Here is a 17,763-nt window from a genome sequence, read left to right as displayed (position 1 = left end):
GTGGTTATGAACTATGAACCATCAACTATGTACTCAATGGCTACGCAGTTGGGTACCTTCTTCTCAGCAAAGCATAAAACTTATCAGCTGTTGAAGCTTTACTTTCCCAGTTGTTCTTAACCACGTAATTGGTTTTCAGGAAGCGTTCGGCCTCTTCAAAAGTATTAAAGCGGTTTACAATCTCTATAGCTTCGCTGTAGGCCAGGCTGTAACCGTTAAACAGATCTTTTATATAAAGCAGCTTATCATTCAGGTTAATGGCCGATTTCAGATCGGTAACAGGCAATTCAGTTGTGGTGCTTGTCGCCGCGGCGCTGGCTTTCTCGGCTTTTTGAGCCATGATCCTTTGATTAAAGGTTAACACCTGCTGGCTGTTATCGGGTGCAGTAGCAGTAACAGGTTCGGCGGCGGGCGTCACAGGCTCAACTACGGGCAAAGGTTTTGGTTGTTCGGCAATGGGCACAATTTCAACAGGTTTTTCAGGAAGCTGACTGATCAGCTCTTCCTGTTCAAAGCGGTCGGCTTCATCATCCCAGGTGTCAGCCTCGTTTAAATTAAGTTCGAAGCTGCTTCCTTCCGAAATCTCCTGCTGAAACGAGTAGCTGTCGGTGTCTTTTTCTACAGCTATATCTATCTGCGGCTCGGGAGCTTCATTTATTTCCGGTTCTGGTGTAATCACTTCTATTTTTACCGGGTTATTAAACGGCGCCGGAGCAACCGGTTCAACGTTATTGGTAAGTTCAATTTTATCTACCGGAACAGGGATATGCTGTTGAACAACCGGCTCAAAAAAGCGCTGCTCATACAATGCATCCTGTTTTGCAGGTGGTGTTACAGGGGCTGGTGCCGGAGGAGCTACCGGGGTTATGGGTTTAGACTGCTCTGCTACCGGCTGAGATTTTTCTGCTGATGGTACAGGAACTGCCGCGCGCTCGTTAATACGGCGCAAAATTTCGGCATGGTCTTTTAAAAAATGGGCGTTGGCTACAAAAAGCTCTAATTCAAGTTCGTTTAGTTCGCTGGGATCAGCAGAAAGGTAGTCGTATTGATCATTAAGCTCTTTTAAAATCCCACCTATCTTTTTAAATACATCCATTTGCTTCATGGCCTCAATGTTAGGAAAATGCTTATCAAAAGTAGGATTAAATTCTGATATTTGCCGACTATAAAAGTCATAAATGGTATATCACGAAGAGGTTTTCAGGCGTAAAAGTGAGTTAGGCGGCAGTATTGAGGTTATCTGCGGATCAATGTTTTCGGGCAAAACCGAAGAGCTGATCAGGAGGCTAAACCGTGCCCGCATAGCCAAGCTTAAGGTCGAGATCTTTAGTCCGAAAGCCGATACCCGTTACGACGAAGAGGCCATTGTTTCGCACAATGCCAGCAAAATTACCTCTACCCCAGTTGATAGCGCATCTGCTATTTTACTGCTGGCCAGCGATGCCCACGTGATAGGTGTTGATGAAGCGCAGTTTTTTGACGATGAACTTCCCGAAGTATGTACCATACTGGCCAATCGTGGTGTACGTGTGATTGTGGCCGGTCTTGATATGGATTTTAAAGGGCGCCCGTTTGGCTCAATGCCAACCATCATGGCCATTGCCGAATCGGTAACCAAGCTACAGGCCGTTTGCGTTAGGTGCGGTAACCCTGCCCAATACTCGTACCGTTTGGTGCACGATAATTCAAAAATATTATTGGGCGAAAAAGAAAGCTACGAACCACGTTGCCGCGCCTGTTATAATACCGTTGCCGGTTAACATTTCATTAAATAATATATTTTTTATTTAATACTACAACTAAAACAAATTCAGGGTATTTGTTTGTTATATAGTTAAACAAAACAGGCCGAAAGGCTGATATTTAAATTATATAGCAATCAAAACTTATGGCCAAAAAGGTTTTAGTTATAGAGGACGATAAAGATATCCGCGACACCGTAGTGTATGTATTGGAGGAAGAAGGTTACGAAGTAATACACTCCGATAATGCCCGTATCCTGCGAACCCTCGCCTCTATCAACCCCGACCTGATATTGCTTGATAACTGGCTCACCGACTGGACCAGCGATGCCAATGGGCAACAACTAAGCAAAGGAATAAAGGACGATCCTGCCACCAGCCACATTCCCGTAGTGATCATTTCGGCAGTTAGCAATATTAAGGAAATAGCCAAAGCCGGGAATGCCGATGGCTACCTTGCCAAACCCTTCGACCTTACAGCACTTTCAGAGATCGTAAAAAAGCACATCACTAAGTAAGCAATCCTTATCAGTATAAATAAACGGCCCTTCATGAATTTGAAGGGCCGTATTTGCCTCACCCCAACCCCTCTCCAAAGGAGAGGGGCTTAAAGCATTTTCAAAGTCCTCTCCTTTGGAGAGGATTTAGGTGAGGTCAAATCTTCACACCAAAACCAATATTGAATGTGCGTCCATCGGCAGGTAAAATGCCAGGGCCGGGGTACATGTTAATACGGCGGGTAAAATACTTAGCGTTAAAAATATTGTTCACGTTAGCCGTTAGGTGATAGTTTTTCAGGAAACTATAGTTGAAAGCCCAGTCAAACAAATGATACGACGGCACAATACCTGTAGCGCCGGTAGCATTGAATGTAGTGTTATTGGCATCACTAAAGCTTTTGCCTACATAGCTGTATTGCAGGGTACTGCTTACATGGCCGCTTAAAAAGGTTAAACCAGCACGGTCAATCCAGTCCGGAGTGCCCTCAAGATGATTACCAACCAGGCTCACGTTTTTACCATTTTGGCTAATAGAGCCACTGGTGTAACGGCCGTGGGTATACGATAGCGAGTTAAACAAACGCAGATCACTTCCTGCCGATTTATCAAATGAGCGAATTAAAGAAACTTCGGTAAATGCCTCAATACCTTTAGCTACGCCATTACCAATGTTGGTCATGTAAAGATGCGTTACGTTGTTGGCATCGGTCTGCGTTAAGGTTCCTGCCCTTTTGCCATAATAAACATAAAACGCGTCTATGTCAAAACTAAATACAGTACTGATATGGCCGCGATAGCCCAGATCGGCATCATAACCTTTGCTGTCTTTAATATTAGGATCGATGATGGTCAGCTGATCTGCCGGGGTAACGGCTGCATAAATATATGGGCGATAAGCCTGCGAGATATTACCGTAAAACTGACTTCCGTTATCCAATTGATACTGTAAACCTGTCCCAAACAATGGAAAGTTACGTTTATCTTTATAACTTACCGGCACGGTGCGGTTTACAATAACGCCGGTGTTTGTGGTATTGATTTGCTCGAACCTAACGCCCGGTGTAACTGTAAATGCTTTGGTAACCTGGAACATATTTTCGGCAAAAGCGGCATAGTTTAAAGTGTGCAACCTTAAATCGATGCCGTAGTCCTTAACCAGGCTCAGGTCAAAATCAGAGCCTACTGTACCTGTACCTTTTTGTTTACGTTTGGTGGTTTCCTCAAAATACCTCACCCCGGCCGTGAATGAACTCTTAAGATCGCCCAGCTTATAATTATGCAGTAAACGGGCCTCGGTGGTAAAACCGGCGTAATAGTCACGGTCAACCTGGCGCGGGTTAAATGTTTTCAGGCTTGTATTAACCGTATCCGGAATGTTGGCTGTATTAATAAACTGCACACTGTTACGCTGGCCAAACAATACATGCGAGGTAATTTCCAGCCGGGTATCTTTATCAAACTGGTAATTGAACAACAATGCAGGGATATTAATTTCCGGGTTAAAAAAGTTGCGGGCACGGGTTGACTGGCGGTTATTGGCGTCAAACTGCGCGTCGGTTAAACCGCCTGCTATCTGCTGCCTGTAATCCGACCGTGAAAACTGGAAAGCAATGCTCCCCTTATCGTTAAACTGGTATTTGATGTTGGCATAGTAAGCGCGTGAATTAAAAGCGGCATCTGGCCGCCAACCATCTCCGGTACGGGCACTGTAAAAAGCGTAATAGCTCACTTTGCCCACCTTGCCGCCAATGGCATTATAGGAGTTGAAAAACCTGTTTGAACCGGCCGATTGCTCGCTTTCAAAACCAAACACTTTGGTACTGTCGCCTTCCTTAAGTTTAAAGTTAACCATGCCGCCAAATTGACTGCCAAATTGTAATGCGGCCGAACCACGCACAATCTGAATTTCACTCACAGCCTGAAACGGCACATTGTAATGATTTTCGGGATAGCCAAACATATCCGAGTTGGTGTTGTAGCCATTTTGCCTGATATTGGTTTCTATCGATCTGTGGGTATCCGTACCACGGGTGCCTATATTGAGCTGCAAGCCTGCGCCATCCATTTCCCAAACGTTAACACCCGGCACTTTAGCAAAGGTCATGCGGGCATTGTTATTGGCTAAATTGGCTTTTCCGGCATCAAGGAAAATATCGAAGGTTCTTTTCCCGGCAAAAATATTGGTGCCCGATACGTTAGGCAAATGCTTAGGCCTGCTTTCTTTAATGATAACACTATCCAGTTGCAAGGTATCTTTAACGCTTTTGTTTTGCGCATGGGCAAAGCCGGCGCAACCTGTAAAAAGCGCGGCTAATGAAATTTTATAAAGAGTATTCATTTATTCAAATTGAAAAATATTAGGGGTATACTGTTCAGCTGCAACAACCAGAATCATATATAAGCATAGCAAATTGCATAGCATATTATGCCATTCATCATGGGTGAGCAGAACAGATTAATTATCAGCTATAAATTCAGGCATGTGCCATTTCCGGAGGCTGGCCGCCAACGGATACAAAGGCATCGGGAATACTGATATAAACAAATGTACCGGGAACCTGAACAGGCTCGGCTGGTTTTATGAACGAGTACGAAATTTCGGGGCAATTATACTTAGCATCGCTCCCAAGTTTCTTTTCTGACGATTCGTGATTGCGCTTACTGATAGGTGTTGTATCGAGCTTCTTGGCGCAGATCACGTTCTCGTTCAGCAATTTTGTTGTTTCATAGTTCGGAATACACTGAACATAAACCGTATCGCGGGTAACTCTTAGTTTCACGTAATTGTATGCAACGCCATCCAACTGGAGCTGCCCGGCAATGTTTACATAATCTTCCCAGTCGTGTATAAAAGGCAAATTTTGTTTGATCTTAATTTCGATCAGATCACGGGTGTTGTATTTGCCTTTGGCAATTTGCCTGGCAATTATCCCATTATTTTTATTGGCAAAATATTGATTGAGCGCCATATACCCAAGTAAATTGAGCATATGAGTAATTAGCATTACTATGGCAAAGGTCTTTTTCAATCAATAATCGTTCTAAACAGTAGCAATGCTACACAAAATTTTAAGGATAAAATAATTTATATGTTAAAAACATTAAACCCGAATAATTAATTTTGGATAAATTCTGGATAAACGCATTATTGAGGGAACAAAACTGCACCAACATAACATACTCGTTCATTTTCACCACACTTTGTACATAATCATGTATACAAACATATGTTAATAAGATACGTGTGCTATAGTTTTATAACTGTCGCGAAAATGACTTTCAAAAACGCATAAAAATTTACAAAAGAAGGTAACTTATATATTACAATCACATTTTTTACGTAGATGTAACAAAATCGGTACGCGTTTTGACCTGCGTATTGTAGATTTATTTAATAATGTCCTGACGATTATTGAGATAAACCACTGGTTATTTCAAGCGTCACATTAAAGAATGAATATTGCATAAACTTGTTATTTAATCATAACAAGAAATAACTTTAGCACAATTAGCATTTGCTCAAATTACCCTAAAAGCCGGATATCCGGTTAGTTATTTCCTATCAATATCCATTCCCCTGTTTTATCGGTCATACAACCCTATAAACAAAACCTGCAACGCGGCAGTGGCATTATTATTTAACTATGACTGATATTACACTTAATGACTAAAAAAACACCCCGTATGGTACCCCCTTACCCAGCACAATGGGCGTCTGATAAATTAACAGTTTTTTTTACAGAACACCTGAACAGGATTTATTGCGCCAAAGCACACCTGGCCGAACGACTTTTGGAAATTGCAGATACCGATAGCTTTAAGGATCTTGATACTCCGATAAAAGAAACACTTAGCGACGCCGAAAAACAAATTGCGCGTATGGATGGCGTTTATGCGCAGCTTCAAAAACGTTACTCATTTGAAAATTGCGGCGGCCTCATCTCTTTACTCGAAGATGAATTTACAAACATACACCAGCATAGCGACGATGAAGTGCTGCGCGATATGTGCATCCTTTCATACCTGGAATATGTTTCAGATATCGAAAAAAACTCGATGCAGATATTACAATTAACCGCTATTGAAAAAAACAATGAGCCAATGATCCGTTTTTTGAATGAGCATTTGAGCAACTCAAAAACCAGGCATAAGCTTTATGATTTTTTATCGGCAAAATATGATAATAACCAACGGGCGGCTATCAGCTTGTAAAACTGTTTTGCTTTAAAAAAATATCAGCCCGTAAACCGCTTTCGCTCATCGTTTTTAAAAACATATAGTTAATATGTTTATAAACCCGTTCGGGCGGCTGTTTGATATGGTGCTGGTTTCTTAGTAAAAAAGCAAACATATATACCCGTGATAGCTTATACTCCATTTCGTTAATAATGAGGTTTGCCCATTCTTCCATTGTATCATCGGTTAATGAAAGTTGCTTGTAATTAAAATCAACTATGATCTTAATACAATTGAATGATGTGATCATAAGCGGGGTAAAGGCCCCATCGGCATGCCTGTAAGCGTCATCCAATTCAAAATATAGCTCCATAGCCTTATTTGTCTGCCCGAGGGCAAGATATTCTTCCGTTTTTATTCGTTTCAAAAAAAAGCAGTATACACACATAGTATTGCTAACAGGCCGGTAATATTTTTCCAGCATTGCAATAAAACGCAATGTTTTCAACGGCTTATTGCAAATCCTTAAAGTGTGCGCTGCTAACAAAAGTACCAGGTCATTTGAACCTGACTGTTCCAGGTGCAACGGTGGTTGAAAATAAAACCTTGTGAGTTCCTTAAAAAACTCCTTGTTAACAATACCATACTTAAGAAACTGATATATGGTATTGATACATTTTAAAGGATTAACCGAAAACTCATAATAGCTCACAGCGCCAAAGCCGCTCATTATTTTAAGATACTCTTCCAGTTTGTTCATTTCAAGCCCTATTACACTTATTGTAGCAAGGGCGGTATACACCAGGATCTTCTTTTTGTCCGAAAGCTCAAACTTGAGCAGCGTGTGCAGCGTTTTGGCATAATCATTATGAATAAACTCCAGGCCAAATAAATAATCAAACAGTTCATCGCTGCAATCCTGTTTAAAATATTGTACAAGCGTTTCGGTATCTTTTAAAGTACTTAATTCTTTTTCTAATAAATCACCCAAAAAAATGATCAGATCTGATTTTTCGCTGGTAGTAAGGCGGGTTTGTGATAAAAGCTGAAAGCTTTCCTGCTGCCCGCTTTTAATAGCATAAATGATGCTCCATTTTAATATGGATAACTTACGCTCCCCAGTAAAATATTTATTAATAATATTTATCAGGTCGATATTAAAAAGGTTATCATTATTATGAAGGAGATACCGGCTTATCGAAAACTCAAAAAAATGATCGTTGCTAAACTCAATGGACGCACGGTATTCAAAATCGCTGCTGGTGTTAAGCTCACGGATAAAACCAATGCTCAACAGTTCGAGATAGGCATGGTTATATTGCTTTATAACATTGATAAGCCCAAGCTTGCTGGCCTCAAATACACCATTTTCAAAATCCATCTGCTCAACTATAGCCTGGATCAGGTAAATTTTATCGGCCGAATACTGGCCCATGTAAACTTTGTTTAAAACAAAGTTTGATATAAGTTCATAAACACTCACGTGATCAACATCATTGAGCGAAAAGTTTTTCTTATGCTGCTTATAGTAGAACTGAAAATATAACGGGTGATTAAAGTTTTCGACCACATTTATCGCTATAAAGCTTTTTATGGCCGGATTAATTTTAATACAAAGCTCTTTTATTTCCTGGATACTGAACAGCGGTACATTTGACGGCTGATTGTGCGAACTGAAAAAACCTTCAAACCAGGGGCTCTGCCCCATCTCAATCAAATGCTTATAGTTCATCCAGGTTGATGAACGCATGGTTAAAACCAGTTTAAACCATTCATGCGACTGGTAAAAGGAAAAAATATCAACCAGTTGGTTTATAACCAATTGAAACTGATCGTTCTTAAACATGTGCTCGTCAACGCCATCAACAATCAGGAAAAACCGCCCTTCCTTACGTTGCTTTACGTCAAGCAGGGCTACAATATCTTCTTCCGTTGAATAACCAAGCAGGCCAAGCATCCAATCGTTCAAATCGCGACCGCTTAGAAAAACGTTCATTAAAGCACTGCTGCTAAAAAACAGTATGATGTCATTGCCTATTTGGTGTATTTTTTCATCAACCCAATGGCAAAGCGCTACTGTTTTACCATACCCTGCGGGGGCCGTAATCACGCTTGCAGTATAATTTCCCTGCAAAAAGGCGGCAAAATGATCATCAATAAACTGGCGTCTGATAGTTTGAGGATAAGGTATCCCGGTTTTATTTTTAATTGCCTGCAGCGTAAAAGAAGTTATTTTACCCGCGTTGGCTTTTAACAGGTCCCAATCAACAGTAGTGCCGCTTTGCTTTATGGATTCGGCCTCCTGCTTTCTGCAAAAATCATCCCAACCCTCATAGTCGCAATAGCGCGATAAGGTATTGAGGGTAAACATGGAAGGGTTGAATTTACTATACGCAAAACCGTAGATCCGTTTTAGCGTTGTTTCGCTAACCCGTTGTTTGGTTTTTTCGAGAATTAAAGCTTCCAGCATCTTACAATCGGCCGGAGCTATATTTGATAACCCCGCAACAGCAAGAACAGAATTTTTTAAGTTCTCTGAATAATGTTTTGAAAAACTCGTCATAATTGGCGTTTCAACTCAGCAAAACTTATTATCGTTAAGGGGGTACACCAATAATACGCTGAATAATATTTATTGTTTTATATACTTTACCTGTACAGGCTTGCTTATAATTAACAAAATAATTATGCTTAAATATAGTTATTGACAGGCCAAACTACCAAGATGAATAAAATGAATAAAATATTAAGGGTTGATGTTGAGTAGAAAACCCTTGCAAACGCCTGCCTTACAATTGTTTCAATATGCCTGCATTAGGGTACATAATTTTATAGTAAGTATGCCCATGGCAAATTGTTTTAATTAAATTGGTTAAATAAGCAAGATGCTTTTTTTATTTTTATTTGGATTTATTCTAAATAAGACATTCCTTTGTTGCTGTTAATACATTACAGCAATCCGTTAGTTCATGAAAAAAGTCCTTTACCTGTTAGTATTGCTAAGTGCGGTTCAGATTAGTGTTAAAGCACAATCAAAATTAGAACAGGACCGCGCGGCCATCCGTGCGCTTGGTGGTTTTTATAAAGTTACTTTTGATTATGCCGAAACCTTTTCTCCTGATACCGCTTATCGCAATCATCCGCAATACCACTCATGGGGCTACGAATGGGCCGCTGTTGAAGAAGATTCTCCCAAAAAAATAGTTATACAGCATTTATTGGTGATTGGTGATTCTGCAGTAATAAAACATTGGCGTGAAGACTGGGTGTACGAGGAGCCCACCCTGCTTAACTTCGATCAAAGCAGTACCTGGAAAAAGGGCACACTAAAGCCCGCCGAAGCAAAAGGCCGCTGGGTACAAAAGGTTTTTCAGGTTGATGACAGTCCGCGGTATGAAAGTATTGGCACCTGGGTACATGCTGATGGAAAACACTTTTGGCAAAGCGAATGCGACTCGCCCCTGCCCCGCCGTGAATTTACCAAGCGCAGCGATTATAATGTATTACGACGCGGCAACCGTATCTATTTAACTCCAAACGGATGGATGTTTGAGCAGGATAACCAAAAAATAATCCGCTCGGCAGGTAACGATAAACTTCTTGTACGCGAAAAAGGCTATGAAGAATTTACCAAAACAGATGAAGCCAGATTTGCCTTTGCAAAGGGCTGGTGGCAAAAACAGCAGCCTTACTGGACAGCCGTACGCCAGGTATGGGACGAGGTTTATGCGCAAAATACCATTGTTAAACTAAAAGGAAAAGTAGACGGCAAACTGCTTTACGAACGCCTGTTTGACCTTGCCGATCAATCGGCAAAAGAAAAATGGGATGCACAAAAAAGTAAAACAGAAGCCCGAAAGCTTATCAACAACTATTTGGTTACTAATGCTTAAAATATAAAGTCCTGTTCTGCATTTAAGTAGTTTTCATCAAACACTTAACCGGCAGAGCAGGCACCAATTCAAATTAAATTACCGGAATTTATGTGCGATGCTAAAATACTCAGCCAAAAGGGAACATCGGTAGTAAGCCGCTGCTCCGAATGCCAATGCATATTTATATGGCACCATAACCTGATCCTTAGCTTTAACCCGGAGCAATTTATCCAGTTTAAAAATTTCACTATCGATCTTGAATTCAGCGACCATTCTTTCCCTTTTCCCGACGGACAGGAGCGTGTGGTAATGCGTACGCCGGTTAATGATATACAGCTTACTTTTACCGTTGATGAATGGGAAGATTTTCATGCCTCAATGGATGAAGCCATTTATATGCAGGAAATTTACGCGATGGTAGAAGGCGGCAAGTAAGCGCTGTAGTTACCCATAGTATAAAAGAAGATATTTAGCAGTGAAACAATTGCATCAAACCGGCTAAAGATTACGTTAACACAATTAATACAACAGCTGCCCGGCAAAATGAAAGATATACCTGTACACCAGTTACATGAACGAACAAACTCGGGGTTTGAGATTAAGCACTTTGAAAGCGGCGAAGAAGATTTGAAAAAGCCGCCTATGGGAGCACATCGCGATGATCATTACTTGTTTTTCCTGGTTGAAAACGGTACTGCATCATTAATGATTGATTTTAACGAGATCCATTTTTGCGAAAACACTCTTTATTATATTTTGCCGGGGCAAGTACATCACAGGATAAATAATGCAATTGCCGGCGGCTGGTATGTTGCTATCGATACCCAACATATTCCATCCGATTTCCGGAATATTTTCGAGAACCAGCTTTTTCTGCAGCAGCCTTATCAACTTAACGATAATGAATTGAAACAATACCAGCAGATCCTTTGTCTGTTGCGCGAAAAAAATGCCGAAGATAGCAACAACGCTTTCTTTTTACCGGTTTTGCAATCGCTCATACAATCCTTTGCCGGTATGGCCGCAGCTACCTTTAGTAACGTTTATACGCCCGAAAAGCAGCTTTCCCGCCCTGCTCAAATTTCGCATCAGTTTAAAAAGCTTTTGCTTAGAAACGTTCGTACTGTTAAAGGCCCATCGGCTTATGCAGGCATGCTCAATGTGTCGGAATCATACCTTAACGAGGTATTAAAGAAAACTACCGGTTTCCCGGTAAGTTACTGGATAACCCAGGAAGTAATGCTGGAAGCTAAAAGGCTATTGTATTACAGCGGGCTCAACGTAAAGGAAATTGCGCATACGCTGGGTTATGATGATCACACCTATTTTTCAAGGCTGTTTAAAAAATCGGCATGTATCACACCGCTTGAGTTTAGAGACAAACACCGTAAATAATCCAATCTTTACCCCGAAATTACTATTTCATCGAGCTGAATTTCCGTGTTTATTTGTATTATCAAAATACAACAAACATGGAAACATCCACTCTACATAAATTAAAAAGAAGGGCAAGCAACTTGTTTGAGAACCAGCTTTTACAAAGCGGGCGGGTACTTGAAGTAAGGCACTGGGAACCGTCGACCATGATCGAGATCGACCTGCATTTGCCCCTGGCCGATATGCAAAACTGGCACGAGGTACCTTATATAAAAGTAAAAGTTGGCGACCTTACCTACCGCGATTATACCCCCGCCGGCTGGGATGCCGAAACCAGTACCTGCACCCTTTATATTGACGCGGCGCACAACGGCCCGGGTAGTAAATGGGCTAAGCAATTACAAACCGGCGATCCCATTCATTATTTCAAAATCCGCTCAACCAGGCACGCGCCCGCGAGCACTCCGGCTATAATAGGCCTTGGCGACGAAAGCAGCATGGGGCACCTGCTGGCCTTACAACAAATGGTATTACCCGCAACCCGTTTTTCGGGAGCTATAGTTATGGCCGATGAAAATCACCGGGGTTTATTTGGCGAATATTTTAAATCACCATTAAAACCTATTGAACGCAATGATGTGTACGGTCATCACAGCCTTATTCAATGGGTAATGGAACAGCAATACAATCTTGAACATTCGGTATTTTATCTTGCCGGTAACCATACCATGGTGGGTGAACTGCGCAAGCTACTGAAACTGCAAGGCTATCCCTCAAGCCAGATCAGGGCGCAAGGATTTTGGTCATAAAAGCTTCTTTTATAGCCGCTATCCCAGATTGATCATGCGTTCACCGACATTTTGTGCCGTTTCACCTAAAATATCTGTTTAATAAAAAGCCGGGGGCACATATTTGCGGCAAATAACATTATCATGAAAACATTTTACAATCCACTTATAGCTGCTATAGTCATCTTGCAGGAGCACAGCACTATGGTTATCCAGGCATTAACTAACCTGGTTAATTGATATATCAGCTACCTATGAAAACACAAAAGCCGCTTTATTAACTGTAAAGCGGCTTTTGTGTTTGGTAAGCATTACTTTACGGCTGCAGCCAAACTAATTTAACACCTTTATTACCGTGCTGGTTCTCAAGCTTCAGTGTTACGTAGACATTGTTTTTTCGATCATAATCAGATACGGAGAATAACGCGAGATCATGATCACGCTTACCTGCGGGATTGCCAAACACGTAATCACGTTTTAAAATAGGGTCGGCGCCTTTAAGTGGATAGTAAAAGCCATCGCAATTGCTAACTCCTTTAACGGTCACCAGGCTACCTTTTTCCAGGGCATCGTTATTTCTTTCGGTATCATTAAACAAAACAAAACTTTTAGGCCCTGCACTCAAAAATGCAAATGGTTTAAATTGATTTCCATCTCCCAATACCTGTAATGTCCCCTCACGCTCCCACTGATAAAAAGGATTTAGATACCAATTTGGCAACTCTTGATCCTTGCGTATAAGGTAGTCATTGATAAACTCACCCGTTTTGCTGTAATTTACTATAGCCAAATCGCCCAAAGTTGTTTTAGCATACCTGCCTTGTAACAGCGTCTTCATTTCTTCAGATACAATACTAAATGTGCCGTCATCATTTAAATACAGGTTTTGCGGCAAACCACTGAATCCTTTCTTTGAATACTGATTGAGCCGGTCGGAAGGCGAAACAACATTAACCCTGTTTATTTTTTTTGCATAAGGGTCAACAAAAGCCATAATGGGGATATAACCGTTGTCTCTGCTTTTCTCTTTTACCAGTGTTAACAAGATTAATGATTTCATGACCGGGTTATAGCGAACAATTCCCTGGTAAACTATAAGATCTTTTGAAAAATCGAGCTCAGTAAAGCTTACAGATTTTTCTCCCTTATCTAAATTTGCCAAAATAAGCGACCTATCTTTAGCTGTAGCCCCCCGGGTATTGTAACCATAAATCAACAGGCTCACTTTCTCGGTGCCAATAACAGCCATGTCCACACAGCGCAGGTATTTATATTTTTCTTCCGGAGATGAATAAAAAGCCCGGTTAATCTCTTTGTTATCACTGCCGTAAGCAATAATTTCAATCCGTTTACTTTGTTCGGATTCAAACCGGTTAAATATTACAACAGCATAATTGTCGCTGTTGGGGTCTTTCTGTACATAAAAGTCAGGAGCCGTCAAACCACCATATATAACATCAGATTCGCCGAAAAAAACACCTCTTTTACTTACCTCTGCTATTTTTTTGTCGTCCTTTACATTGCCGGTTTTACCATCAATTACAATACGGTACAACATAGGTGTACGGGAATCAATTACATTGATCATCATAACAACATCACCTGCCAGTTCAAAAACCGCATTAACACCTGCATTAATACTACCGAATGATGCATCAACATGAGTTATGGCTGTTTCCTGATGTGCTGCATTATATATCCGGATGTTCATTCCTTTTTTATGATCAATAAGAATAAACATGGTATTGCCATTTTTGAGCTGAAGTATTTTGGCTCTCCCGGCCTCTGGCTCTTCGAAGGCCGGGCTTTCGGCAAGAAATTTAAATTGTGCTTTTACAATGATGCCGCACAATAGCATTAACACGACCAACAAGGCAGTCTTTTTCATTTAGTGATAATTAATTAGGTGATAATTGTTTACTTATTTAGAATAAAAGTAACAAAATCATTGATCTATAAAATGGGCATCAGGCAAAATATTTCAACCCAATTGCCAACATAGCCCTTTTTCATTCCGGGAAGTTTTACCGACAGCAGTATTTTTTTACCGGCATTTCTCCGATGTTTTACCCCTGTTTACCGATAAGCGCGCTTGCTTCGCCTAATAAACCTAACGGCAGGGTGCCTTTTGTGCGCAATTTTGGGTCACTAAACAACAACAAATAAATGCCATGAAAACTCTACTTGCAATTCAATTGATCCATTTAGTTATAAAAGCCGCGGAACATGCCGTAGCTATCGCCCACTCAATCGGTCATTTAATAAAATAATGTCCCGGCACCCCGAGGGATGGTTATTTCATCTTTGTTAAATCAATAACAAAACCCATACGTTAATCAGAAAAGGTAAAGTGTATGAAAAAGGGAGATGAAGTAACCTGGAAATGGGGAAAATCACAGGCTGAAGGCCATATCGTCAAGAAGCACGACAAGCCGGTAAGCAAAAATATAAAAGGCGCGAAAGTTAAACGCAACGCCAGCAAAGAGGAGCCCGCTTATGAAATTGAACAGAAAAACGGCAGCAGAGTGCTGAAATCTGAAAGTGAATTAAAGGCCCCCTAACACCCTAAAGGGGGAATATTTGCGAAGCGCATTTATTTGCCCGGATGATAAACATCCGGGCTTTTTCATTTTCAAATGCTATTTGTTATCCGAGTTATAAAATCCGCGGCTTCTAAGGGAGAAATGACAAAAGGAGGCTGTCACCCTGAGCCTGTTGAAGGGTCGCGTGCAGAGGCACTACTCACCATGTTTCGACCGGCTCAGCATACCATGTCATTAGGTTAAGAGATTTATATACTGCACCAGAGGTGCAAAAGGTTTGTAGAAATCAAATGAATGGCATTTTTTGTGTGCCAGAGGTACACAACTCCGGTGTTCAGTACCTCTGGCACTGTTGCTTTTGGTATAATTACATTACTACAAACCTGTTCCCCCTCCGGGGGATTTCCTTAACTTAATGACATTGCTCACCATGACATCCGGTTATTTTTATGATGTCAAATAATATCAACGGAGCTATTCCGACGGGCAACGTACTTTCACCGTAAAAATTATGTGGTTCACCGAAAAACTCATGGTTATTTCATGAATCTGATGCATTTTTACCCTATGACAAAACAACCTATCATCACTGTAAACAACCTGGTAAAAAACTATGGCGATTTTGCAGCCGTTAAAGGCATTAGTTTTGAAGTTTACGAAGGCGAGATCTTCGGCCTGCTTGGCCCCAACGGCGCAGGTAAAACCACTACCCTCGAAATTATTGAAACCCTTCGCGATAAAACATCCGGCAGTATAGTAGTTGATGGTTTCGACATCGAAACCGATGCCGATAGCATCAAAAAGCGTATAGGCGTACAGTTACAAGCCGCCGGTTATTATCCCAATCTTAATCTTTCGGAACTCATCGTACTATTTTCGGGCTTATATGGCATCGATAAAACCCCGATGGAGATGCTGGAAAAAGTAGCGCTTACCGATAAGGCTAAGGCTAAATACAAAGATCTGTCCGGTGGGCAAAAGCAACGTTTTTCTATTGCCACTACACTGATCAATAACCCTAGGATCATATTTTTAGATGAGCCCACTACAGGCCTCGATCCGCAGGCCCGCCGCAACCTTTGGGATTTGATCCGCGAGATCCGCGACCAGGGAACTACCGTGGTGATCACCACCCACTATATGGACGAAGCCGAAGTACTGTGCGACCGTGTTGCCTTTGTTGACGGTGGCCACATCATCGGCATTGACACTCCCGATCACTTTATCGACGAGTTGGTAGCCTCCGGCTTCGAGCGCAAAAAACAAGTAAAGCTCGCCAACCTGGAGGATGTATTTATTAACCTTACCGGGAAGGAATGGCGGGAAGGATAGGTGCAGTTGGCAGTTCTGAGTTTGCAGTTAGCAGGCCAAAATGCTCAATGACCTAATGACGCCCCAGGCAAAATGATATAGTGACGCCGACAGGCAAAAATGACTAAATGACCTAATGACGCCCCAGGCAAAATGATATAGTGACGCCGACAGGCAAAAATGACTAAATGACCTAATGACGCCCCAGGCAAAATGATATAGTGACGCCGACAGGCAAAAATGACTAAATGACCTAATGACGCCCCAGGCAAAATGATATAAATTAATGAACAAACAGTACAGCAATACAAAAGCAACCCTGGCTATTGCCCGGGCAAGTTTCCGGTCGATATTACGCAGCCCTTCGGCGGTGGTGTTTACACTGGCTTTCCCGTTAATATTTATCATTGTTTTTGCCAATATTGGCGGCGGTGGCATGTCGATAGATGTGGGCTTAGCTAAAGGAAGCGATACTTCAGCCAACAACCCGGTTTATATCGCCCTGAAAAAAAACAAGATCATGCACCTCATTACCGATCAAACGGCCGATGAGATGAGCAAAAACCTGGCAAAGGGTAATATCGATGCCATTCTTGACCTGAAACCCTTTGCGCCACCTGCAGCCATGACTGTTCATGTGCAATACAGCCAGGCATCGGGCGATAAAGGCAGTGTATTGAAATCAGCGCTGAATAACATTTTTTACCGTATTCAATCAGAAGAATTGAAGCGGATTCAATCATACACAACAGTTAAAGTTCCCAACCTGATCGATTTAAAAGAAGAAACTATCAGCGGTCGCCCGTATAAATATATCGACTTTATTTTACCGGGGCAGTTGGGCTTTTCATTATTAAGCAGCGGCGTTTTTGGTACGGCTTTCGTGTTCCTGAGCTTACGTTTAACTTTGGTTATCAAGCGTTTTTTTGCTACACCGGTTAAGCGCTACAGCATTGTTTTGGGCGAGGCTATTGCAAGGCTTGCTTTTTCATTATTAGGCTCATTGTTTATCATATTAGTCGGACATTACATGTTTGGTTTTACACTAATCCATGGTGTTACCACTGTACTTAATATGCTGGTGCTTTCGGCAATCGGATTGATCATCTTCATGGGATTTGGGTTCACGGTATCGGGCATTGCCAAAAACGAAAGCTCAGTTCCACCGCTTTCTAATATCATTACGCTGCCCCAGTTTTTACTTTCGGGCACATTTTTTTCTATTACTGCTTTCCCTACCTGGCTGCAATACATTAGTAAAGTACTACCGCTTACACATTTAAACGATGCTATGCGTAAAGTAGCTTTCGAGGGTGCGGGCTTAGGTGATGTTACCCACCAATTGCTGATATTGTTGGCATGGTTTGTTGGCATTTACGCGGTAGCCGTAAAAACATTTAAATGGGAATAGTATTTTAAAGTTATCAAGGCCAAGAATGAGCTTAAAAACT

The 17,763-nt window shown here is 41.5% G+C and carries 15 protein-coding genes; 10 read left to right on the top strand and 5 right to left on the bottom strand.

What is annotated here, in order from left to right; all coding sequences use genetic code 11:
* Positions 1-40 precede the first annotated feature (40 nt).
* Entirely contained in the window at positions 41-1,105 is a 1,065-nt protein-coding gene (locus DUL71_RS22090) for a hypothetical protein (RefSeq protein ID WP_114940074.1), read from the bottom strand.
* 73 nt (positions 1,106-1,178) lie between these two features.
* Here DUL71_RS22090 and DUL71_RS22085 point away from each other — a divergent pair, with 73 nt between their 5' ends.
* Positions 1,179-1,760 (top strand): thymidine kinase, encoded by a 582-nt coding sequence (locus DUL71_RS22085; protein ID WP_112575842.1) that lies wholly within the window; start codon positions 1,179-1,181, stop codon positions 1,758-1,760.
* Positions 1,761-1,888: 128 nt separating this feature from the next.
* A complete protein-coding gene (locus DUL71_RS22080) occupies positions 1,889-2,260 on the top strand; it encodes a response regulator (protein WP_112575841.1) in 372 nt (123 codons plus the stop codon).
* 136 nt (positions 2,261-2,396) lie between these two features.
* Here DUL71_RS22080 and DUL71_RS22075 read toward each other — a convergent pair whose 3' ends face one another.
* Together DUL71_RS22075 and DUL71_RS22070 are read right to left on the bottom strand one after the other, a co-directional pair.
* The gene (locus DUL71_RS22075; RefSeq protein ID WP_114940073.1) at positions 2,397-4,580 is read right to left on the bottom strand and encodes a TonB-dependent receptor family protein; all 2,184 of its coding nucleotides are present in this window, start codon (positions 4,578-4,580) and stop codon (positions 2,397-2,399) included.
* A gap of 136 nt (positions 4,581-4,716) precedes the next feature.
* Entirely contained in the window at positions 4,717-5,232 is a 516-nt protein-coding gene (locus DUL71_RS22070) for a hypothetical protein (protein ID WP_154402456.1), read from the bottom strand.
* A 694-nt stretch (positions 5,233-5,926) separates the two neighbouring features.
* Between DUL71_RS22070 and DUL71_RS22065 the strand changes: the two genes are divergently transcribed.
* Positions 5,927-6,454, top strand: a complete 528-nt coding sequence (locus DUL71_RS22065; RefSeq protein WP_161964486.1) for a DUF892 family protein — start codon at positions 5,927-5,929, stop codon at positions 6,452-6,454.
* Here the strand turns inward: DUL71_RS22065 and DUL71_RS22060 are convergent.
* Entirely contained in the window at positions 6,444-8,981 is a 2,538-nt protein-coding gene (locus tag DUL71_RS22060) for an NACHT domain-containing protein (RefSeq protein WP_114940070.1), read from the bottom strand. The two genes, DUL71_RS22065 and DUL71_RS22060, sit on opposite strands and share 11 nt — an antisense overlap.
* A 406-nt stretch (positions 8,982-9,387) precedes the next feature.
* Between DUL71_RS22060 and DUL71_RS22055 the strand changes: the two genes are divergently transcribed.
* The 4 genes from DUL71_RS22055 (at position 9,388) to DUL71_RS22040 (ending at position 12,479) form a co-directional block, all read left to right on the top strand.
* Entirely contained in the window at positions 9,388-10,311 is a 924-nt protein-coding gene (locus DUL71_RS22055; protein ID WP_114940069.1) for a DUF6607 family protein, read from the top strand.
* 90 nt (positions 10,312-10,401) lie between these two features.
* Positions 10,402-10,728 carry a DUF6686 family protein gene (locus DUL71_RS22050; RefSeq protein ID WP_114940068.1) on the top strand — a complete coding sequence of 109 codons (327 nt, stop codon included), beginning with the start codon at positions 10,402-10,404 and terminating at the stop codon, positions 10,726-10,728.
* 108 nt (positions 10,729-10,836) lie between these two features.
* Positions 10,837-11,688, top strand: a complete 852-nt coding sequence (locus DUL71_RS22045; RefSeq protein WP_114940067.1) for a helix-turn-helix domain-containing protein — start codon at positions 10,837-10,839, stop codon at positions 11,686-11,688.
* Positions 11,689-11,765: 77 nt separating this feature from the next.
* Entirely contained in the window at positions 11,766-12,479 is a 714-nt protein-coding gene (locus DUL71_RS22040; protein ID WP_114940066.1) for a siderophore-interacting protein, read from the top strand.
* A 295-nt stretch (positions 12,480-12,774) separates the two neighbouring features.
* Here DUL71_RS22040 and DUL71_RS22035 read toward each other — a convergent pair whose 3' ends face one another.
* On the bottom strand, positions 12,775-14,346 hold the full coding sequence (locus DUL71_RS22035) for a hypothetical protein (protein WP_114940065.1): 1,572 nt from the start codon (positions 14,344-14,346) through the stop codon (positions 12,775-12,777).
* A 466-nt stretch (positions 14,347-14,812) separates the two neighbouring features.
* On the opposite strand from DUL71_RS22035, the gene DUL71_RS22030 reads away from it, so the two are divergent.
* From DUL71_RS22030 to DUL71_RS22020, 3 genes are all read left to right on the top strand, one after another.
* Positions 14,813-15,019, top strand: coding sequence for a hypervirulence associated TUDOR domain-containing protein (locus DUL71_RS22030; protein WP_114940064.1), 207 nt, complete (start codon positions 14,813-14,815; stop codon positions 15,017-15,019).
* Positions 15,020-15,568: 549 nt separating this feature from the next.
* Positions 15,569-16,333 carry an ABC transporter ATP-binding protein gene (locus tag DUL71_RS22025; protein WP_112575829.1) on the top strand — a complete coding sequence of 255 codons (765 nt, stop codon included), beginning with the start codon at positions 15,569-15,571 and terminating at the stop codon, positions 16,331-16,333.
* 265 nt (positions 16,334-16,598) lie between these two features.
* On the top strand, positions 16,599-17,723 hold the full coding sequence (locus tag DUL71_RS22020; protein ID WP_114940063.1) for an ABC transporter permease: 1,125 nt from the start codon (positions 16,599-16,601) through the stop codon (positions 17,721-17,723).
* Positions 17,724-17,763 lie beyond the last annotated feature (40 nt).

Origin of the sequence: Mucilaginibacter endophyticus (assembly GCF_003351025.1) — a bacterium.
Classification (GTDB): Bacteria; Bacteroidota; Bacteroidia; order Sphingobacteriales; family Sphingobacteriaceae; genus Mucilaginibacter; species Mucilaginibacter endophyticus.
This window is presented reverse-complemented; position numbering and strand designations above follow the sequence as displayed.